Origin of the sequence: Streptosporangium sp. NPDC051022, assembly GCF_040683035.1 — a bacterium.
In the GTDB taxonomy this organism is placed as follows: domain Bacteria; phylum Actinomycetota; class Actinomycetes; order Streptosporangiales; family Streptosporangiaceae; genus Streptosporangium.
The window spans coordinates 24,359-44,417 of the sequence record NZ_JBFBCF010000019.1 but is presented as its reverse complement, the minus strand read 5'-3'; the positions used below and the strand labels follow the sequence as shown (position 1 = coordinate 44,417).

16 protein-coding genes are annotated in these 20,059 nt (G+C 71.8%); 10 read left to right on the top strand and 6 right to left on the bottom strand.

Features of this window, described 5'->3' with window-relative positions; genetic code table 11:
* Positions 1–67: 67 nt before the first annotated feature.
* Positions 68–706: an HD domain-containing protein gene (locus AB0N02_RS27675; RefSeq protein ID WP_363952264.1), complete on the bottom strand. Its 639-nt coding sequence runs from the start codon at positions 704–706 to the stop codon at positions 68–70.
* 126 nt (positions 707–832) lie between these two features.
* On the opposite strand from AB0N02_RS27675, the gene AB0N02_RS27670 reads away from it, so the two are divergent.
* From AB0N02_RS27670 to AB0N02_RS27660, 3 genes are read left to right on the top strand one after another with little or no spacing between them, the layout of a single operon-like run.
* A complete protein-coding gene (locus tag AB0N02_RS27670; protein WP_363952261.1) occupies positions 833–1,870 on the top strand; it encodes a GlxA family transcriptional regulator in 1,038 nt (345 codons plus the stop codon).
* Between the two features lies 1 nt (position 1,871).
* Positions 1,872–2,480, top strand: a complete 609-nt coding sequence (locus AB0N02_RS27665; protein WP_363952258.1) for a phosphoribosylanthranilate isomerase — start codon at positions 1,872–1,874, stop codon at positions 2,478–2,480.
* A gap of 22 nt (positions 2,481–2,502) precedes the next feature.
* Positions 2,503–3,012, top strand: coding sequence for an N-acetyltransferase (locus AB0N02_RS27660; protein ID WP_363952255.1), 510 nt, complete (start codon positions 2,503–2,505; stop codon positions 3,010–3,012).
* On the opposite strand, the gene AB0N02_RS27655 is transcribed toward AB0N02_RS27660, so the two are convergent.
* The 3 genes from AB0N02_RS27655 to AB0N02_RS27645 form a co-directional block, all read right to left on the bottom strand.
* Positions 2,988–3,548: a VanZ family protein gene (locus tag AB0N02_RS27655; protein ID WP_363952252.1), complete on the bottom strand. Its 561-nt coding sequence runs from the start codon at positions 3,546–3,548 to the stop codon at positions 2,988–2,990. The two genes, AB0N02_RS27660 and AB0N02_RS27655, sit on opposite strands and share 25 nt — an antisense overlap.
* A 37-nt stretch (positions 3,549–3,585) precedes the next feature.
* Positions 3,586–4,122, bottom strand: coding sequence for a hypothetical protein (locus tag AB0N02_RS27650; protein WP_363952249.1), 537 nt, complete (start codon positions 4,120–4,122; stop codon positions 3,586–3,588).
* A 1,042-nt stretch (positions 4,123–5,164) separates the two neighbouring features.
* Positions 5,165–5,836 carry an NAD(P)-binding domain-containing protein gene (locus AB0N02_RS27645; protein ID WP_363952246.1) on the bottom strand — a complete coding sequence of 224 codons (672 nt, stop codon included), beginning with the start codon at positions 5,834–5,836 and terminating at the stop codon, positions 5,165–5,167.
* 122 nt (positions 5,837–5,958) lie between these two features.
* Between AB0N02_RS27645 and AB0N02_RS27640 the strand changes: the two genes are divergently transcribed.
* The gene (locus AB0N02_RS27640; protein WP_363952243.1) at positions 5,959–6,321 is read left to right on the top strand and encodes a helix-turn-helix domain-containing protein; all 363 of its coding nucleotides are present in this window, start codon (positions 5,959–5,961) and stop codon (positions 6,319–6,321) included.
* A 190-nt stretch (positions 6,322–6,511) separates the two neighbouring features.
* On the opposite strand, the gene AB0N02_RS27635 is transcribed toward AB0N02_RS27640, so the two are convergent.
* Both AB0N02_RS27635 and AB0N02_RS27630 read right to left on the bottom strand, forming a co-directional pair.
* Positions 6,512–7,222, bottom strand: coding sequence for a DoxX family protein (locus AB0N02_RS27635; protein ID WP_363952240.1), 711 nt, complete (start codon positions 7,220–7,222; stop codon positions 6,512–6,514).
* A 68-nt stretch (positions 7,223–7,290) separates the two neighbouring features.
* The gene (locus tag AB0N02_RS27630) at positions 7,291–8,832 is read right to left on the bottom strand and encodes an MFS transporter (RefSeq protein WP_363952237.1); all 1,542 of its coding nucleotides are present in this window, start codon (positions 8,830–8,832) and stop codon (positions 7,291–7,293) included.
* Between the two features lie 248 nt (positions 8,833–9,080).
* Here AB0N02_RS27630 and AB0N02_RS27625 point away from each other — a divergent pair, with 248 nt between their 5' ends.
* The 6 genes from AB0N02_RS27625 to AB0N02_RS27600 all read left to right on the top strand — a co-directional run bounded on the left by AB0N02_RS27625 (position 9,081) and on the right by AB0N02_RS27600 (position 19,901).
* On the top strand, positions 9,081–11,039 hold the full coding sequence (locus AB0N02_RS27625; protein WP_363952235.1) for a hypothetical protein: 1,959 nt from the start codon (positions 9,081–9,083) through the stop codon (positions 11,037–11,039).
* 314 nt (positions 11,040–11,353) lie between these two features.
* Positions 11,354–13,693 carry an AAA family ATPase gene (locus AB0N02_RS27620; protein WP_363952232.1) on the top strand — a complete coding sequence of 780 codons (2,340 nt, stop codon included), beginning with the start codon at positions 11,354–11,356 and terminating at the stop codon, positions 13,691–13,693.
* 273 nt (positions 13,694–13,966) lie between these two features.
* The gene (locus tag AB0N02_RS27615; protein ID WP_363952229.1) at positions 13,967–14,950 is read left to right on the top strand and encodes an ABC transporter permease; all 984 of its coding nucleotides are present in this window, start codon (positions 13,967–13,969) and stop codon (positions 14,948–14,950) included.
* Between the two features lie 7 nt (positions 14,951–14,957).
* Positions 14,958–15,869, top strand: a complete 912-nt coding sequence (locus AB0N02_RS27610; protein WP_363952226.1) for an ABC transporter permease — start codon at positions 14,958–14,960, stop codon at positions 15,867–15,869.
* Between the two features lie 140 nt (positions 15,870–16,009).
* A complete protein-coding gene (locus AB0N02_RS27605; protein WP_363952562.1) occupies positions 16,010–18,154 on the top strand; it encodes an ABC transporter ATP-binding protein in 2,145 nt (714 codons plus the stop codon).
* Between the two features lie 13 nt (positions 18,155–18,167).
* On the top strand, positions 18,168–19,901 hold the full coding sequence (locus tag AB0N02_RS27600) for an ABC transporter family substrate-binding protein (protein ID WP_363952223.1): 1,734 nt from the start codon (positions 18,168–18,170) through the stop codon (positions 19,899–19,901).
* Positions 19,902–20,059 lie beyond the last annotated feature (158 nt).

Sequence of the window (20,059 nt, the reverse complement as noted above, 5' to 3'; positions counted from 1 at the left end):
TCCTCCATCCGGGCGAGGCCGCACGCGCGGCGGACGGGAGTCTCCGTCCTCCGGGACGGAGAGGATGTCATTCGGGCCAGGCGGAGTTCAGGATGACCTCGACGAAGTCGATGTGCCGGAAGCCCGGGACGAAGTGTTCCAGGACGTCGGCGTTGACGGTGCCGAACGTGGTGTCCGGCCGGTCCTTGAAGCCCTCGGTGAAGGCCTGGAGGATCAGGCGCTTGAAGTCGGGGCGCGGGTGCGCGGCGGTCACCTCGGCGACGTCGTCGGCGGCCAGGTCGCCGTAGCCGATGCCCAGGACGTCGGTCTCGACCCCCGCGGTCACGAGCGCCACCTCGGGTTCGAGACGGTGGGGGATCTCCGGTGTCGTGTGCAGCGCGACGGCCTCCCACACCTTGCGGACGTCGGCCTCGGGCACACCGCGGGAGGTGAGGAAGCGGCGGGCCTCGTCGGCCCCGTCGAGCTCGAAACGCTGGTCGGTGCGCCGGTAGGCCTCGGTCAGCCCCAGGTCGTGGAACATCGCGCCGACGTAGAGCAACTCGGCGTCGGCCTCCAGCCCGAGCCGCTTTCCCTGAAGGGCGCCGAAGAGGTACACGCGCCGGGAGTGGTCGTACAGCAGGGGGGAGGCGGCCTCCCTGACAAGCTCGGTCGCCTCCCTGGCGAGCGCCGAATCGGGGACGGTGATGCCGGCGATCGTCTCGGTCATGATGATGTTCTCCTTTCCGGGCCCGTACGGGCCGTTCCGGTGATCTCAACCCTCTCAACCGGGAAAAGGGGAACGCCCCGCCTGCCGGGACGTGTTGTCCACAGAAAAGGACAGGAGAGACCCGGGATGGAACAGACGCACGGAGCCGCGCACCGCGTGGGGATCCTGGTGTTCGACGGCGTCAAACTCCTCGACGTCGCCGGACCGAGTGAGGTGTTCACCGAGGCCAACCGGCTGGGGGCGGCCTACGAGCTGGTGCTGTGCTCACCGGGCGGCGAGCAGGTGGTCTCCTCGACCGGCATGCGCATCCCGGTCGACGCCGACGCCAACGCCGACACCAACGCCGATGATGTCCGGTTCGACACGGTGCTCGTGATGGGCGGGGACGCCTTCCCCGGCCATCCGGTCGGCGCGGAGCTCCTGGCCGCCGCGCGCCATCTGGCCGGTCACGCCTCCCGAGTGTCGTCCATCTGCACGGGGGCCTTCATCCTGGCGGCGGCGGGACTGCTCGACGGCCGCCGCGCGACCACCCACTGGAAGCACACCCAGACCCTGCGGAGGTCCTATCCCGAGGTTCTGGTGGAACCGGACGCGATCTTCGTCAGGGACGGTTCCGTCTACACCTCGGCGGGAGTCACCGCGGGCATCGACCTCGCGCTCGCCCTGCTGGAGGACGACCACGGGGACGAGCTCGCCAGGAGCGTCGCCCAGTCCCTCGTGGTGTTCCTGCAGCGCCCGGGAGGTCAGTCGCAGTTCTCTCCGTCCCTGCGGGGCCCGCGACCGCAGGGGCCGCTCCTGCGGGCGGTCTTCGACGCGGTGGCGGCGGATCCGGCGGGGGACCACTCGGTCTCGCGGCTCGCGTCGCGGGCGGGGGTCAGCACGCGTCATCTCACCCGCCTGTTCCAGAACGAGGTCGGCATGTCCCCCGCCAAGTACGTGGAGCTCATCCGTTTCGACGCGGCGAAGGCGATGCTCGACGCGGGGCACTCCGTGACGTCCGCCGCCGAACGCGCCGGTTTTGGAAGCTCGGAGTCCCTGCGCCGCGCCTTCGTCAGCCGCCTGGGGGTCTCGCCGCGCGCCTATCGGCAGCGGTTCCGGTCCACGCAACGCCAGCGTCGTCCCGCACCGGGAATCCGCGCGGCGGGCATCCCGGCCAAGGACTAGTGTGCCCAGGGTGTATGTGAAGATCTGCGGGCTGCGCGAGCCCGAGCACGTCATGGCCGCCGTCGAGGCGGGAGCCGACGCGATCGGTTTCGTCCTCACCAGGAGTTCCCGGCGGGTCACCCCCGCGCGGGCCCGCGAGCTGGCCGCGGCGGTGCCCTCCCATGTGCTGACCGTGGCGGTGTTCGCCGGAGAGACCTCCCAGGAGGTCAGGCAGGCCACGCTGGAGGCCGGGGTGAGGGCCGTCCAGCTGCACGGCGACCACCCGCACGAGGACTTCACCGCGCTCAAGGACCTCGACGTCACGCTGGTCCGTGCCGGCGCCGCCGGCGCCGACCTGCGCTGCGGGGCCTTCGACGAGGATCTGCTCATCGTCGACGCGCCCAGGCCGGGTTCCGGCCTGCCGTGGGACTGGGCGGCGGTGCGCGGGCGCCCTCAGGGCCGCTGGATGCTGGCGGGCGGCCTGGACCCCTCCAATGTGGCCGAGGCGATCGACGCCGCCGGGCCCTGGGGGGTGGACGTGTCGAGCGGGGTGGAGACCGCTCCCGGGGTGAAGGACGCCGGGCTCATCAGAAGCTTCCTCGCCGCCGCGCGGCGAGCCGGACAGGGCTGAGGCTCCGGGAGGATCCGCCACCATGTCCGTCACCTGGCACACCCGGCCCGAGACCGGCGAGGACGTCGCCGCGATCCGCCGGGTTCTCCTCAGCGCCTTCCCCACCCCGGCGGAGGCCGACCTCGTCGAGGCGCTCCGCGCCGATCCCGCCTGGCTGCCCGGCCTGTCCGTCGTCGCGGAGGACCCCGCGGGCGTCGTCACGGGATACGCGCTGCTCACCCGCTGCCACGTCGGCGACGTTCCGGCGCTCGCCCTGGCCCCCTGCGCGGTCCTCGCCGGTTCGCAGCGGCGGGGCGCGGGTTCGGCCGCGATCCGCGCGGGTCTTCGGGCGGCCCGTGACGCGGGGGAGAACCTCGTCCTCGTGCTCGGTCACGCCGGCTACTACCCGAGGTTCGGCTTCACCAGGGCCTCCGCCCGCGGGATCCGTCCCTCCTTCGACGTCCCCGACGAGGCGATGATGGCGCTGGCGTTCGACGAGAGCCTTCCGGTGCCGAGCGGGACCATCGTCTACCCGGCACCGTTCGGCGTCTGATCCGGGCGGGATCCGTCCGGGACGGGACGCTTCCCGCCCCGGACGGACCTCCGCCGGAGAAGGACGACGGCCGCTCCCGCCCCGGCGACGGCCCCGAGGATGTTGAAGATCATGTCCGCGGTGTTGCAGTCGCGCCGGTCCGAGAGAAGCTGGGCGAACTCGATCGAGACCGATGTCGCCGCCAGCCCGGCGACCACCCACGAGAGGCGGCGGGTCACGAGGACCCCCAGGAAGGCCGGCGGTACGTAGAGCAGCACGTTGAGGAAGTTCTGCGGATCCGTGACGGAGACCGTTTCCGGCAGGCCCGCGACCGTGCAGGAAACGGGGCCGTGTGACGAGAGGCGGGTCGGCAGCGTGAACGCCGCTACGACGGCCAGGCAGAGCAGCGAGCCGAGCGTCGTGAGCCGGTCCGCGCGGAACAGGGCCGCCGTCCTCGCGCTCAGCGGGAACGACAGCCCGGCGAGGATCGCCAGCAGGCAGGCGACCGGTGCCCAGAGGTCACGGTTGGAGAGGAAGACCTCGACGGGAACGGGCATGGGTGTGCTCCACGGGGAATCCGGAACGGTTTCGGGGTCAGCACTCGCCCCAGACCTTGGTGACGTACTGGTAGCGGGTGGCGGTGTTCAGCATCACGCCGTGGTAGCAGCCCTGCGGGAGGGCGAGATAGAAGCTCTTGAAACTGATGTTTCCCGAGATGGCCGTCAGCGGGGGCGCGTACACCGGCCGTCCGATCCCCACCCCCGAGCGGTTCGTCTGCTGGAAGCCGAGCCGTATGTTCGTGGAGATCCCCTCCGTCTTGTCGTAGGAGACGTTGATCCGGCGGACGGATCGCGGGCCGACGCAGAATCCGGCGGTGAGTGTTCCGTTCTCGAGATAGCCGAACGCGGAGCCGGAGAAGGTGAGGTTGCCGCAGTCGCCGACGGACGCGCTGTTCCCGGCGCGCCCGGTCTTCCCGGTCTTCCCGGTGTGCGCGGCGCCTTCCGAGGGGGTGGAGGGAACGGCGTTCGCGGCGGGAGGCGCGACGCCCGCTCCGGCCCAGGTGACGAGGAAAGCGATCAGCAGGGTGGCGGGACGCCGGGCGGTCGTGGGTGAGAGATGGCGATCCAGCAAGACGAGTCCTCCCGTGGGTGAATTCGCGATGTTGGCGAGCTTGAGCCTGAAATATATGGATAACCTGAAAAATCGATAAATGCGCGAAGAGTGGTGGTTGTCGCCGATTCTCGGCGTGCTCCCCGGTCAGACGGGAACCTATCCGCAAACGGGCGCGTGATCAACGACGTTCGGATCGCGTGGAGTTCGGTTTTCGACGCCTCTCGCGGCGGGAGGGGCGAACGCCGGGGCGTACTCCATCTCGCCGGGTCTCGCCGGACCTCGTCAGGTCTCGCCGGGTGCCCTCGCGCGCGTGAGGCGCCAGATGTTCCCCGGACCACCTCCCTGAGAAGAAGGCGATATTTAATGGCCAATATGTTTTATGTGTGGTTTGCGGAGTGGTACTTCACGGTCCTACATAAACCACTGCGGGTCCTACAGAAAAAGCAACTCAATGTGCGGACACATCGTCGTAATCGCAGCACCACCGGAGGCGGCCACTTCGGGCACCCTTGAGAGGCAACGGCCGCACACGCCTCTCGCGCCGAAAGGAGAAACAGCAATGATCGCTTCCGATCTTCCATTCCGACCGCCCGCCGTCCACGACGCTGAACGGTCCGGGGACAGGGCCGGTGGCCCACGGGCTCACTCCGGCCGCGCGCCGCGGTTCCGGTGTCGTCCCGGTGCCGGTCCCGGCCGTCGGCCCGGACCGGGCCGGTCGCACGGCCCGCACGGGTGTGCGCGGCCGGCGCACCGGTCCGGAGCCCGCCGGGCGACGGCCTCCCCGTTCTTCGGGGGCGGAGGCCGGACGCCCACGTGGCGGGCCGTCCGGTCCGGCGCCGCGCGCGTGGCGCGCGGCGTTCCCGGACGGCCGGTCGACAAGGCCGGGGTGATCTGGACGGTGATGCTGTCCGGTGAGCCCCTCTGTGCGGGTGTGGCGGCGCGATCTGGAGGGTGAGCGCCGCCACGCCTCACACCGCCGTGTCCCGCACGGCGTGTCCCGCACCGTCCGGCCGGTGATCGTCCGGCCCGGTGCCCGTCCGGCCGCCCGGGGCGTCGAGCGTCACGGGGCGGTCGTGCCGGGATCCCCCTGCGCGAACCTCAGCGGTGGCAGCGTCGCCTGGGCGTCCGCGCCACCGAACCACATCCCGATCACGAACGCGGCCATGGCCTCCAGCAACCCGGCGCGTTCCAGCCCTCCGCCCTCGATCGGCACGCACCCGAGGTCCTCGACCAGGGAGCGCGCGGTCGCGAGCGCGCCCGGATCGTCCCCGCACAGCGGTACGGCCAGGCGCCTGCCGTCGAAGACGGGCGGCGTCATCCGCCAGACGTCCTCGTGGCACAGGTTGAAGGCCTTGACCACGTGCGAGCCCGTCGCGGCCGACGCGACGCGCTCCGCCATGGACGGGCCGCCCTCCGTCGCGAGGGTGAACCGTCCGGGGACGACGGGATTGGTGCAGTCGATCAGTACCCGCCCGCGCAGCGTCCCCCCGGACGCTCCCGCCGCCGCGAGGACCTCGGGCACCGCGTGGTCGCGTACGGCCAGCAGCACCACCTCGCCGAAGGTCGCCGCCTCCGTCCAGGTGCCCGCGCGGGCGGTGGGACCGAGCCGTTCCGCCAGGGCGGCGGCCCTGGCCGGGTCGCGTCCGCTCACTGTCAGCCGGTGGCCCGCGCGGGCCCACTGCGTGCCGAGCGCGTCCGCCATGCGGCCCGCGCCGAGGATGCCGATGCGCATTCGTCCTCCCGATGTCGTTGACCGGTGAAACCGGAAGACGAACCTAGGAGGCCCGTTGGGCACCGTTCGGTGCGTGACGTCCCGGTCATACTGGAGGACCGGCCACACTGGGGGGTTCCGAGGTGTTCCTAGCCGACTGCCACGCGCGTCTCGCCTTCGACCTGATCGGTCACACCTGGAGCGCCGTGGTCGTCTGGGCGCTGCGCGGGGGGCCGTGCCGTCCCGGCGACCTGCGCGGGCGGATCGGCGGGATCAGCGCGAAGGTCCTCACCGAGACGCTCCGCAGGCTGGAGTACAACGGCATCGTCTCCCGGCGGGCCTACGTGGAGGCGCCGCCGCGGGTCGAGTACGAGCTGACGGATCTGGGCCGCACCCTGGTGCCGCTCATCGGGGCCTTCGGGGAGTGGGCCTTCGACCACGGCGACGAGGTCCTCGAAGCCCAGGACCGGGCGGAGAGCCTCAGGGAGATCCAGGAAGGGCGGTGAGACGAACCTCTTGATCCCTCTTGATCCCAGTGGCGACCGCGACGACGCCCGGCAGGATCGGGACGTGCGCGTAGAAGCAGGCGCCGAGGATCGGCCGGGTGCGCCGCACCGGCTCGGCACGCGCCAGGACGTGCTCGGCGCGGGTCTCGTCGTCCCCGCCGAAGTGGATCCATCAGCCGGGCTCCGGGGTTCACCGTCCGGTGGTCTCGGTGTCCCCGACGGGTTCGTCCCGCCGCCGGGCGACGAGAACGTCGCTCCCGCCGGGCTCCGGCGCGTCCGTTCCGCCAGGTTTCGGGGTGTCCGTTCCGACGGGCTTCGCCGTGCCCGTCCCGGTGGCGCCGGCGGGGCCGTCCGTCTCGGCGGTACGGGCCGGATCGTCCGCGCCGGGACCGGCCCGCCGGTCGAGGGCGGGCCGGGCGCTCTCCGGGTCGCGCAGCGCGGCGATGACGTCGTTCGCCTCGTTCTCGGCGGCGAAGTCCTCGGCCGCCTCGGCCTCGCGGCGCTTGATCACCACCAGGTGGTCGGCCGACAGGCGGCCGCCGCCCACGACGGCGAGCAGTACGGACGCAGCGCCGAGCGCGACGACCAGGCTCACGTCGCCGCCGGTCAGCGGCAGGCCCCGCTCGCCGCCGGCCATGACGAACACCGCCGCGGCCTCGGCGAACAGCAGCAGCCCGCAGACGGGTACGGCGAGCCCGGCCACGAGCAGGGCTCCGCCGACGAGTTCCGTCAGCATCGTGGTCGCGGCCCAGACACCCGGGGCGGGAGCGCCGAGGGCGGCGAACTGGTCACCGGTGGCGGTCAGGCCCGCTTCCAGCTTGTGCCAGCCGTTGGCGAAGAAGATCCCGCCGACCCCCAGCCTGGCGGCCAGGGAGGCGAGGTCGTGGAGGGCTTGTCGCACGGCTCCTCATTCCGGTTGGATTCCCCGCTCCTGCCCATAGATGACCGGGTGGGGGCCGCCCAAACCCGTCAGCGGTGCTCGCGTCGTTTCGCCGGGGCGGATCGGCGGGGGAGCAGGAGCGCGACCGTCACGGCGGTCGAGCCCAGCAGGAGCGCGCTCACGATGATCGTGGTGTGCAGCCCGTCGATGAACGCGATGCGGGCCGCGTACAGCAGGGCCGCCCCCGTGTCGCCGCCGATCTCCTGAGCCGCGTGCGCGGCCGCGGCGAGCGACTGGCGCGCCAGGGTCATCAGGTGCGCGGGGACCCCCGGGACGGCGCCCAGCGAGGGCGCGTAGACGATGGTGGTGATCGTGCCGAGGACCGCGACCCCGAGCCCGGCGCCCAGCTCGTAGGCGGTCTCCTCGACCGCGGCGGCGCCCCCCGCCCGGGACTCGGGAGCCGAGGACATGATCGTGTCGGAGGCGGCCAGCAGGGTGACCTGGATGCCGAAGCCGATGCCGACGAAGCAGAGCGCGAGCATCACCACGTGCCGCTCCGTCCCCCAGGCCAGCGTGGGAAGCAGGGACAGCGTGGTCAGCGCGAGCCCGCCGGTCATCGTGGCGCGCAGCCCGAAGCGGTGCAGCAGCCGTGCCCCCGCGAGACCTCCCGCGACCGCGGCGACCATCAGCGGCAGCATGCGGAGCGCGGCCTGGAAGGGACTGTCGCCGAGCACGAGCTGGAGGTACTGGGCGAGCATCAGTTCCAGCCCGACCAGGGCGAAGACCGTCAGCAGCACGGCGGCGACCCCGACGGAGAACGCCCGCTGCCGGAACAGGCCGAGGTCGAGCATGGGGAACGGCATGCGCCGCTGCCTGCGCACGAACCAGACCAGCAGCCCGGCCCCGCCCAGGAACGCCACCAGGCCGGTGGGGTGCCCGGAGCCCGCCTCCTTCAGGCCGAAGGCCAGCGCGAGGATCCCGGCCACGGACAGCAGCGCGCTGAAGGCGTCCCAGGGGTGCAGGGCGCGGGAGCAGGAGTCGGGCAGCAGCTTCGCGGCCACGGGCAGCAGCACCAGCAGGATCGGCACGTTGATCAGGAAGACGGCGCCCCACCAGAAGTGCTCGACGAGCAGGCCGCCGATCATGGGGCCGATCGCCGCGCCCGCCGCGGCCACCGCGCTCCACACCCCCAGCGCGACCGCGCGCTCCCGCCGGTCGGTGAAGACCTGCCGGATGATGGAGAGCGTGGCGGGCATGATCATCGCGCCGCCGACGCCCAGGAGGGCCCGCGCGGCGATGAGCGCGGGCGCGGTCGGCGCGTACGCGGCCGCCGCCGAGGCGGCGCCGAACACCAGATAGCCGAGCAGCACCAGGCGTTTGCGCCCGTAGTGGTCGCCGAGCGTGCCGAAGGTCAGCAGCAGCGGCGCGACCACCAGGGAGTAGATGTCGATGATCCACAGCAGCTGCACCGAGGTCGGTTCGAGCGCGGCGGTCAGCGCGGGGACGGCGATGTGCAGGACCGTGGCGTCCACCGCGATCAGCAGCAGGCTGAAGCACAGCAGGACCAGGATCGACCAGCGGCCGGTCCCACGGCTGCGCGGGTCGATGCCGGTACGGATGGCACCGTCCATGACCCCGGCGGCGATCATAGGCCGCTGGAGGAGCTGCCGGCCTGGGCGAACATGCGACGCAGCTTAGGCGAAGCCGGGTAGTGGGCGAGCAACGATTGCGAGATGCGTTCACGTATCCATATGAATTTTGTTCACAAGTTCTCCACCTCTCTAGAGAGATACAGGGATATATCCGCTCTCTAGGCAAAAGGTGATCTCGCACGCACGATGGCGGTCGTGGGCAATCAGCGTGGGTTCCGTGGGCCGCCGTGGTGAGCGGGCCGGACGAGCCGGACCCCGCCTCCGTCCCGGCTCCGGCCGATCCCGGCAGTCCTCGTGAATGGTGTGTCGCGGCCGTCGCCTGGCTGGACCGCGACCGGCCCGAGGCCGCGCTGGAGGCCGCCCGTCAGGCGATCGACCGGGATTCCGGAGCCGGGTCCGCGGCCGACTGGGGGTACCGGCTCGCCAGCCTCGCCTTCGAGCGGCTCGGCCGCGACGCCGAGGCCGTGGCCGCCGCAGAGGAGGCCGTACGGCTGGCCCCCGGATCGTGGACGGCGCGCCTGCGTCTCGGCGCGGCCCTGCGCCGGGTGCCCGGGAGATGGCGGGAGTCGTCGGCCCAGGCGGCCAGGGCCGCGCGCTACGCGCCGGAGGAACCCGATCCGCACGTCCTCGTCGGCGACCTCGCGCTGCTGCGCGGAGAGCACCGCCGGGCCGAGACCGCCTACCGGGCCGCGCTGCGCATCATGGACGACCACCCCGGCGCGAGGATCAACCTCGGCCTGGCCCTCCTGCGCTGGAGACGCCCGCTGGGGCACCACGATCCCGCCTGGCCGATCGACCCCCGCGAGACCGGCCGTGCCAGGCACGCCGTGGAGCTGTGGTCCCGGCAGGTCCGCGCTCTGCTGGCCGTGGCGCTCGCGGCCGTCGTCGCGGTGGCGTTCGGAACCGGCCTGACCTCGGAGGCGGCGATCGGCGGCGCGGCCGTGCCGCCCGCGGTCCTGGTGATCACCCTCAGGCAGGGGCGCCGGGTCAGGCTCTGGCCGTACGTCCCTCGCATGCTCGCCCGCGACCCGTGGCTCGCCGTGTCCGTCGTGGCCGCGGTGGTCACCGTCGCCGCCTACACCGTGGCGGTCGCCGCCCTTCCCCGCGAGGTTCTCCCGCTCACCCCCGGTTCCCCGCCGGGAGGCTGGTGGGCGTGGCCGGCGGGACTGGTCCTCCTCAACGGCGCGATCCTGCTCGTCCTGCGGATGCCGGTCGAGGCGTGGCGGGGACGCCCCGTCAGGGCGCTGGCCGAGTTCGCCGCGGCCCACCGGGACCGTACGGCCAGGCGGAACATCACCGTGACCCTGTGGCTGGTCGCCGGCCGCGCGTGGTCGGCGCTGGCCGCGCTCGCCCTGGCCGTCGCGCTCCTGGACGAGCCCCGCCCCGCCCTCGCCGCGCTGGCGGTCCCCGCCGCGCTCGTCTGGACGCGGGCCAGGGGCGGTCTGGCCCGCTGCCTCGACCAGGTGCTCGCCGCGGACCGCTGGCTTGTGACGGCGCGGGCCCTGCTGCTGGCCGCCTCGGTGTCGCTGGCGGGCACGGCGGCCGTGGCGTTCTGCGGTCTTCCCGCGACGATGGGCGAGTGGGCCTGGTGGACCGGTACCGCCGCGCTGGCCGCGCTGGTCGCGGTGTTCGCCGTCCGGTCGGCGCGGGCGTGGTGGCGCGGCGTGCCCGGACCGTGGCGGTCCTCCCTGATCATGTGCGAGAGCTGCGGCCACCGCCTGCCGGGCGACGCGGAGGCGCCGGTCGGCCTCAGCGCCGAGATACGGCGGGCCTTCACCTACGCCCGCGGGGTGGTCCTCGCCTACGCCGACCCCACGGGGCCGAGGGCACTGGCGGTCGGCGCGGTCAGCTCGATCGGCCCTGGTGGCGAGTTGCGGCTGATCGCCGCCGACGACGCCTGGGAGGCGGCCGAGCGGGACCCGAGGGTGGCGGTGTTCGTCGCGGACCCGATGGAGCGCCGCTTCTGGGCCGAGGTGCGCGGCATCGCGATCGGCGACACCGAGACCGACGTGCTCAGGGTCACCCCGAAACAGGTCGTGGTCGCCGAGTACCCCGGCCGCCACCAGGGGCGCCACCGCGCACGCCGCCAGGGCCGCCGTCCGGGACGTGACCAGGGCCGCGACCACGATCGTGACCAGGGGCGCGAGGACCGTCACGGCCGCGGCAGGGTTCCCGGGGGCGAGTGACCCCGGTGGGGCGGCTGCGGACCGGCCGCGTTCCGTCCCCTCGCCTGTCCGCGTCCCCGTCGTGCCCGTGCCGTACGGCCCCGCCCCGCTCGCGCCGTGCGCGGCCGTCCCGCCGTCACCGTGTGCGGGGCGGCGGGGAGAACGGGCCGTTTCGAGGGGGGAGGGCGGGGCAGTAACCCGGCACCCGGATCGTGGTGTTCATCCGGTCTCATCCGTTTATCGGATCGTGTCGGTGCGGCGGCGTGGCGCGGTGCTCACGGGCGCGCAAACCTTTTCCCGGTGCGGTATAACCGGGGGCGGACCGGGGAGGCGTGATGCGGGAACCCGACAGGACCCGGCCGGCGGGACGGGCGGCGGCGCGGGATGCGTTCGAGCAGGTGCGGCTGCGTTATTTCCAGCTCTCTCCCGGACTGCGCCGGCTGATCCACGTCGCCGTGCTGATCGCGGCGGTCGGGCTGGCGCTGGGCATGGGCTGGTCGCCGTTCGGCGCGCTCTTCGTCACGATCGCCCTGCTCGGCTTCGCGGCGCTGACCCTCCGCTTTCCCCGTGCCGCGGCCACGCTGGTCGTCGTGCTCGCCTGGACGATGCTGCTGCCGGTCTTCCAGAGCCTGTACGGCACGGGGCAACCGACCCCGATGGCGCTGACCTTCCTCGCCTTGCCCGTGGCGGGGGCCGCCCATCTCATCCGCTGGGTCCCGCCGTGGATGACCACGCTCATGGCGCTCGTCCCCGCGGGCGTGGTGGCCGCGCTGTTCTCGGTGATCCTGCCCGGCATCGCGCTGTGGGCCGCCTACGGCGTCGCCGCCGCCGTGCTGGTCCACCGGTTCCTCCAGGCCCGCCGGGCCAGGGCCGCGCTGGCCGGGAGGGACGACCGGGTCCGGGTCAGGGCGCGTGAGGGCGGGCAGCCCGCCCCCGCCTCCGGCGAGCGGTCCGCGCCGCCGCCGATCTCCGTCGAGGAGGCGCTCGGCGAGCTGGACGGCATGATCGGCCTGGCCCCGGTCAAGGAGCAGGTGCGCTCCATCGCCGCCTCGATCGAGGCCTCCAGGCTGCGCAGGGAGGCGGGATACTCCACCGAGCCGCCGATGCGCCACTTCGTGTTCGTGGGCCCGCCCGGCACCGGCAAGACCAGCGTGGCCAGGAGCGTCGCGAAGATCTTCTACTCCTTCGGCCTGCTGGAGACCCCCTACGTGGTCGAGGCCCAGCGCGCCGACCTGGTCGGGGAGTTCCTCGGGGCGACGGCCATCAAGACGAACGAGCTGATCGACCGGGCCCTGGGCGGGGTGCTGTTCATCGACGAGGCCTACGGCCTCATCAACTCCGGAGACGGCCAGCCGGACCGGTTCGGCGCCGAGGCCGTGCAGACGCTGCTCAAACGGGCCGAGGACGACCGCGACCGGCTGATCGTCATCCTGGCCGGATACGAGAAGGAGATGGACTCCTTCCTGTCCTCCAACCCCGGTCTGTCGAGCCGCTTCTCCAGCAGGGTCCGCTTCCCCAGCTACGCGCCCGGCGAACTGCTGCAGATCACCGAGCTGCTGCAGCGGCGGCGCGGCGACCGGATGGCCGGCGACGCCCGCTCCGCGCTGCTGGCCAGGTTCGAGGACGTGCACCGGCGCGCGCTCGTGGACGAGCTGGGCAACGCCCGCTTCGTGCGCAGCCTCGTCGAGGCCGCGGCCCAGGCCCGCGACGTGCGCGTGGTCGGCGCGGGCGGCTCGCCGACGACCGAGGACCTGGTGACCACCACCGCGGGCGACCTCGCCAAGGCCTTCGACGACCTCACCGTCCGCTACCGGGGCTACCAGGCCACGCCCTCCCTGGAGGAGGCGCTGGCCGACCTCGACCGGATGGCGGGCCTCGAACCCGTCAAACAGCAGGTGCACGCGATCACCGCGCAGCTCAAGGTGGCCAAGTTGCGCCAGGAGCGCGGCCTGCCGACCCCGCCGCAGATGCGGCACTTCGTCTTCACCGGGCCGCCGGGCACCGGCAAGACCACCGTGGCCCGCATCCTGGGCCGCATCTTCGCCGCGCTCGGCCTGCTCGCCCAGCCGGACGTGGTCGAGGCGCAGCGGGCCGACCTCGTCGGCCAGCACCTCGGGGCGACCGCGATCAAGACGAACGAGCTGGTCGACCGGGCTCTGGGCGGGGTGCTGTTCATCGACGAGGCCTACAGCCTGGTCAACCCCGGCTACTCCGGAGGCGACGCCTTCGGGGCCGAGGCCGTGCAGACGCTGCTCAAGCGCGCGGAGGACGACCGCGACCGGCTCGTGATCATCCTGGCCGGATACGAGCGGGAGATGGACTCGCTGCTGGCGACCAATCCCGGCCTGGCCAGCAGGTTCAACCAGCGCGTGCGCTTCCCCTCCTACTCCCCGGGGGAGCTCGCCGAGATCGCCGTGCTGCTCGCCGAGAGCTCCGGAGACCGGTTCGACGAGGGCGCCCGGCGCGACCTGGCCGAGGTCTTCACGTGGGTGTGCGAGGACGGCCTGATCGACGGCCTCGGCAACGGCAGGTTCGCGCGCTCGCTGTTCGAACGCGCCGCGATGCGCAGGGACGTGCGCCTGGCGGCCATGGGCGGCACCGCCAGTGCGGCGGACCTGACCACGATCACCAGCGCCGACCTGCGCGCCGCCGTCGACGAGCTCGCGGACCGCTGACCCTCCCGGGGCCGTCCTCGGGCCCCGCCCGCGCCGGGGAGCGTGCTCCCGTCGCCGAGGTTCGTGGTCTGGTGACCTCATGATCCTGTGTTGTCCGTGTTCTTTGCGCTCCCGCTGACCTGCGGTTCCGCGTTTCCACACTCGCGAGATAGCGTGGTAAACACCGCCCTTGACCGAGATCGAACCCCCGATTGAGCACTCCCAGTAGTTGACTGGCCGCAAGATGTAGCAGGATGGCCACCGACAGAGGGACGACGGCGAAAGGGGAGCGTGATGGCGGGGTTCCTTCTCCGCAGGCTGCTCAACTATCTGGTGCTGATCGTCGTCGCCACGAGCCTGGCCTACATGCTGGCCGCCAGCGCGCTCAATCCCCGCTCCAACTACGAGGGCCGCAACCCGCCGATTCCGGAGGCGGTCATCGACGCGCGCCTCACCGAGCTGAACCTCAACGACCAGACCCCGCTGGTCACGCGCTACATGACCTGGGCCGGCGACGTCCTGCACGGAGACTTCGGCAAGACGGTGACCGGCGGCTCGGTGGCCGAGGACCTCGGGCGGAGGATCGGCGTCACCCTGCGCCTGATCACCATCGGGGTGGTCCTCGGCAGCCTCACCGGCGTGCTCGTCGGCGCCTACGCGGCGGTCAGGCAGTACGGATCCTTCGACCGGGTGTCGACGGCGTTCTCCTTCGCCGTCCTGGCCGTCCCCACGGTCGTGCTCGCCAACATCCTGATCATCGCCGCGGTCTGGTTCAACGAGCTGACCGGAGTCCAGGTCTTCCTGGTCAGCGGCGAGGCGACCCTCGGCCTCGAGGGAGGTTTCGCCCTCCAGGTCGTCGACCGTCTCCAGCACCTGATCCTGCCGACGCTCTCCCTGTCGCTGGGGCTGGTCGCCGTCTACAGCCGCTACCAGCGCAACATGATGCTCGACGTGCTCGGGGCCGACTTCGTCCGCACCGCCATGGCCAAGGGGTTGCGCCGCCGTACGGCGCTGACCAGGCACGCGCTGCGAACCGCGCTGATCCCGGCGGTCACCTACTTCGCCTTCACCTTCGGCGCGCTGCTGGTCGGCACCACCTTCACGGAGAAGATCTTCGGCTGGCACGGCATGGGGGAGTGGCTGGTCGACTCCATCTCGACCAACGACGTCAACACCGTCGCGGCGATCAGCTGCTTCGCGGCCCTCGCCGTGCTGGTGGCGTCCCTGGCCTCCGACGTCCTTCAGGCCGTCCTCGACCCCCGAGTCCGGGTGGGGTGAGGAAAAGATGACCATCACCGACGAGGAGTTCGCCGAGCAGCGGACGGACATCGGCGGGCTCAGGGCGCCGTCGCGCCTGCGGACGGTCGCGGGCCGCTTCTTCGGCTCCACCCAGGGCCGGATCGGGTTCGCGCTTCTCGGGCTCATGTTCCTGCTGGCGTTCGCCGGGCCGTACGCCGGCAGGTGGTCCTACACCGACAAGGACTTCATGGCCTTCCTCCAGCCGCCCTCGCCCCAGCACTGGTGGGGCACCCTGCAGACCGGCGCCGACGTGTACGCGGTCACGCTGCGCGGCATGCAGAAGTCGCTCATCGTCGGGCTGCTGGCCGCCGTGGTCGGCACCACGCTGGCGGCCGCGGTCGGCGCCTTCGCCGGATACTTCATGGGCTGGACCGACCGGGCGCTGACGTGGATCACCGACCTGCTGCTCGTGCTGCCCGCCTTCCTGATCCTGGCGATCATGTCACCGCTCTTCGCCGGAGGTCAGTGGCCGCTGTTCGTGCTCGTGCTGGCGCTGTTCCTCTGGATGGTCACCTCGAAGATCGTCCGAGGCATGACCGTCTCGCTCAAGGAACGGGAGTTCATCCAGGCGGCCAGGTTCATGGGCGTGCCGCCGACGAAGATCATATTTCGGCACATCATCCCGAACATGTCCTCGTTGCTGGTCGTGGACGCCACGCTGAACGTCAGCGCCGCGATCCTCACCGAGACCTCGCTGTCCTACTTCGGTTTCGGCATCCAGCCACCCGACGTCTCGCTGGGCGGCCTCATCGCCGACGGCGCCAAGATGGCCGTCTACGCCCCGTGGACCTTCTGGTTCTGCGCCGGGCTGCTGATCGTCACCGTGCTCGCGGTGAACCTGGTCGGCGACTCCCTGCGCGACGCCTTCGATCCCACCGCGAAGAAGGGCGGACAGTGAGCGAGCGCGACGAGTGCCCGGCGGGCACGCGGTCCCGCAACAGCCAGGCCCTGCGCCCGGAACGCCCCGGGCACCCGGAGCGTCTGGAGGACCCGCGGCGCCGGGAGCGCGAGGGGGACCGGGGGCGTCCCGGGCGGCCGGTGCCGGCCAGGTCCGCCGAACCGGTCCTCGAGGTGACCGGCCTCGACGTCACCTTCGGCTCCGGCCCGGGCGCGGTGCACGCCGTACGGGGGGTGAGCTACGCGGTCCACCCCGGCGAGGTGCTCGGCATCGTCGGCGAGTCGGGGTCCGGCAAGTCCGTCACCTCGCTGGCCGTGATGGGCCTGCTCCCGCCGAACGCCCGCGTCACCGGTTCGGTGCGGCTGCTGGGCAAGGAGATCCTCGGGGCCACGGAGAAGACGCTCACCGCCTTCCGGGGCAAGACGATCTCGATGGTCTTCCAGGACCCGCTGTCCGCGCTCACCCCCGTGTACCGGGTGGGCGACCAGATCGCCGAGGCCGTACGGATCCACCAGAGGGTCACCAGACAGCAGGCCGCCCGGCGGGCCGTCGAACTGCTCGACCTGGTCGGCATCCCCAACGCCGCCCAGCGGGCCAAGGCCTTCCCGCACGAGTTCTCCGGGGGCATGCGGCAGCGCGCGGTGATCGCGATGGCGATCGCCAACGACCCCGATGTGATCATCTGCGACGAGCCCACCACCGCGCTCGACGTCACCATCCAGGCCCAGGTGCTGGAGGTGCTGAAACGGGCGCAGCGGGAGACCGGCGCGGCGATCGTGATGATCACCCACGACCTGGGGGTGGTCGCCGGGTTCGCCGACCGGGTCATGGTCATGTACGCCGGGCGGTCCGTCGAGGTCGGGCCGGTCGACGACGTCTACTACCGGCCGCGGATGCCGTACACCATGGGTCTGCTCGGCTCCATCCCCCGCCTCGACCGGGGCGGCGGGCAGCCGCTGGTCCCGATCGGGGGCAACCCGCCGTCGCCGGGCGCGCTGCCGCCGGGCTGCCCGTTCGAGCCGCGCTGCCCGATAGCGGTGCCCGCCTGCGCCGAGGCGGAACCCCCGCTGGAGGCGGTGGACTCACCGGACCACCTGGCCGCCTGCATCCGCTCGGGTGAGATCGAGCTCGAAGGCTGGTCACCGGCCCAGATCTACCGGGTCGGTGACCTCGACGGTGCCCCCGGTGGTGACCTCGACGGGGCCCTCGACGGGGCCCTCGACGGGGCCGCGGAGAAGGCCGGGACCGTCCCGGAACAGCCGGTACGGCCGCCGCGCGCCGAGCGCGCGACCGTCCTGGCGGTCGACGGCCTGGTCAAACACCACCCCCTGATGAAGGGGGCGATCTTCAGGCGGAGGGTCGGCACCGTCCACGCGGTCGACGGCATCAGCTTCGACATCCGCGAGACGGAGACGCTCGGCCTGGTCGGCGAGTCGGGCTGCGGCAAGACGACGACGCTGCTGGAGATCCTGGAGCTGACCCGGCCCCAGCAGGGCACGATCGCGGTGCTGGGACACGACACCTCGGCACTGGGCGCCCGCGAGCGGATGGCGATCAGGCGGGACATGCAGGTGGTCTTCCAGGACCCGCTGGCCTCGCTGGATCCCCGGATGACCGTCTACGACATCGTCGCCGAACCGCTGCGCGCGCACGGCGGCCGGAAGCCCGGGCCGAGGGTCCGGGAACTGCTCCGGCTGGTCGGGCTGGAGCCCGGCCACGCGGCGCGGTACCCGCAGGACTTCTCCGGCGGCCAGCGCCAGCGCATCGGCATCGCCCGCGCGCTCGCGCTGGAACCCCGGCTGGTCGTGCTGGACGAGCCGGTCTCGGCGCTCGACGTCTCCATCCAGGCGGGCGTGATCAACCTGCTGAACGACCTGAAGAACCGGCTGGGCCTGTCCTACCTGTTCGTGGCGCACGATCTGGCCGTGGTCCGGCACATCGCCGACCGGGTCGCGGTCATGTATCTCGGGAAGATCGCCGAGATCGGCCGGGTCGACGCGGTCTACGACGCCCCCATGCACCCCTACACGCAGGCGCTGCTGTCGGCGATCCCCCTGCCCGACCCCCGTAAGGAACGGTCCAGAAGACGCATCCTGCTCGAAGGTGATCTGCCCAGTCCGGCCGCCCCTCCCTCCGGCTGCCGCTTCCGCACCCGCTGTCCCAAGTTCAGGACCCTCGACGAGACCGGCCGGAGCCGGTGCGTGAACGAGGAGCCCCAGGTCCGGCCGTTGGGCGAGGACCACGGCGCCTCATGTCACTTCGCCGAGAAGCTCGAAGTCGTATAACCGTGGAGGAACCGTGATATCAATCCGGCGCGTGGGCGCGTTCGCCGCTGCGCTGACCGTGGCCGGCTCGCTGACCCTCACCGGCTGCGGAGGTCAGGGCGGAGGCCGAGGAGGTGGCCCGAGCAGTGACGGAGACGAGTCGAAGGGCGGTTCGGCGGCGGTCAGGGCCTACGACATCAACCCGCTCCCCCGCGACAAGGTCAAGGACGGCGGCCTGCTCCGCTGGGGTCTCAACGAGTACCCCACCAACTGGAACCTCAACCAGGTCGACGGCAACCTGGCGATGGTCAAGAAGGTCATCGACGGGCTCATGCCCTCCGCCTTCCGCTCCAACGAGAAGGGGGAGATCTCGGCGAACACCGACTACCTCCTGGCGGGCAGGCTCACGGCGAGCAAGCCGAAGCAGGTCGTCACGCTGACGCTCAACCCGAAGGCCAGGTGGTCCGACGGGAGACCGATCACCTGGGAGGACTACCGGGCCCAGTGGCAGGCGATGAACGGCACCAACCCCGACTACCGCGTCGCGGGCACCACCGGCTACCACGACATCGAGAGCGTGGAGCGGGGCAAGGACGTCCACGAGGTGGTCGTCACCTTCGCCAAGCCCTTCGGCGACTGGCAGTCGCTGTTCGGCCCGCTCTACCCCAAGAGCACCAACGCCACCGCCGAGGCGTTCAACACGGCCTGGCTGAACCAGATCCCGGTCACCGCGGGCCCGTTCAAGTTCCTCTCGTTCGACCAGACGGCCAAGACCGTCACCATCGTCAGGGACGACCGCTGGTGGGGCGAGCGGGCCAAGCTGGACAAGATCATCTACCGTGCGCTGGAGAGCGACGCGCTGGTCGGCGCCTTCAGCAACGGCGAGCTGGACACCTTCGACGTCGGCCCGTCCGCGCCCGACTACGCGCGGGCCAAGAACAGCCGGGGCGCGATCATACGGCAGGCGGCGGGCCCCGACTTCCGGCAGTTCACGATGAACGGTGAGAGCGAGGCGCTCTCCGACGTCAACGTCCGCCGGGCCATCGCGATGGGCATCAACCGCCAGGCCATCACCCAGTCCGACCTGCAGGGCCTGGACTGGCCGATCGTGCTGCTGAACAACCACTTCTTCATGAACACCCAGGACGGCTACCAGGACAACGCGGGTGAGATCGGCGTCTACAACCCGGGGAAGGCCAAGCAGCTGCTGGACGCCGCGGGCTGGAGGCTGTCCGGTCAGACGCGCACGAAGGACGGCAGGGAGCTGAACCTGCGCTTCGTCATGCCCTCCGGCCTGCAGCTCACCAAGTCGGAGGCCGAGATCACCCAGAGCATGCTGGCCCAGATCGGCGTCAAGGTCACCCTTCAGGCGGTGCCCAGCGACGACTACTTCACCAAGTACATCATTCCCGGTAACTACGACATCACCGCGTTCGCCTACGTGGGCACGCCCTTCCCGGTCTCCAGCGGCTACGGCCAGTACGCCAACGCCGTCCGCGACTCCAAGGGGCAGCCGCAGTGGAACTCCAACCTGGGCCGCATCGGCTCCCCGCAGATCAACGCCGCCATGAACAAGGCCACCTCCAACCTCGACGGGGCGCAGGCCATCGCCGACACCAACGCCGCGGACAAGTTGATCTGGGAGGCGGTGAACGTGGTGACGCTCTACCAGCGCCCGCAGAACGTGGCCGTCAACAAGGACATAGCCAACTACGGGGCCCGCGGCTTCTACGACCTGAAATACCAGGACATCGGGTTCGCCAAGTGAGCCGGACGGACCCGGGCGGGCGACTCGGCTGAGGACCCTCAGCGGGACCGTGAGGACCTCGTGAGGCGGGCGGCTCGGAGGGGATCTCCCGCGAAGGTCCCGCGACCTTCGCGGGAGATCCGCGCCAGGAGCCTTTCGGCGGGGGGCCTCCGGAACCC

Excerpts from the sequence above, each read along its gene's own strand:
- AB0N02_RS27610 (WP_363952226.1), top strand. The coding sequence starts at position 14,958 with ATGACCATCACCGACGAGGAGTTCGCCGAGCAGCGGACGGACATCGGC.
- AB0N02_RS27645 (WP_363952246.1), bottom strand. The coding sequence starts at position 5,836 with ATGCGCATCGGCATCCTCGGCGCGGGCCGCATGGCGGACGCGCTCGGC.
- AB0N02_RS27655 (WP_363952252.1), bottom strand. The coding sequence starts at position 3,548 with ATGCCCGTTCCCGTCGAGGTCTTCCTCTCCAACCGTGACCTCTGGGCA.
- AB0N02_RS27620 (WP_363952232.1), top strand. The coding sequence starts at position 11,354 with ATGCGGGAACCCGACAGGACCCGGCCGGCGGGACGGGCGGCGGCGCGG.
- AB0N02_RS27660 (WP_363952255.1), top strand. The coding sequence starts at position 2,503 with ATGTCCGTCACCTGGCACACCCGGCCCGAGACCGGCGAGGACGTCGCC.
- AB0N02_RS27615 (WP_363952229.1), top strand. The coding sequence starts at position 13,967 with ATGGCGGGGTTCCTTCTCCGCAGGCTGCTCAACTATCTGGTGCTGATC.
- AB0N02_RS27670 (WP_363952261.1), top strand. The coding sequence starts at position 833 with ATGGAACAGACGCACGGAGCCGCGCACCGCGTGGGGATCCTGGTGTTC.
- AB0N02_RS27630 (WP_363952237.1), bottom strand. The coding sequence starts at position 8,832 with ATGGACGGTGCCATCCGTACCGGCATCGACCCGCGCAGCCGTGGGACC.
- AB0N02_RS27675 (WP_363952264.1), bottom strand. The coding sequence starts at position 706 with ATGACCGAGACGATCGCCGGCATCACCGTCCCCGATTCGGCGCTCGCC.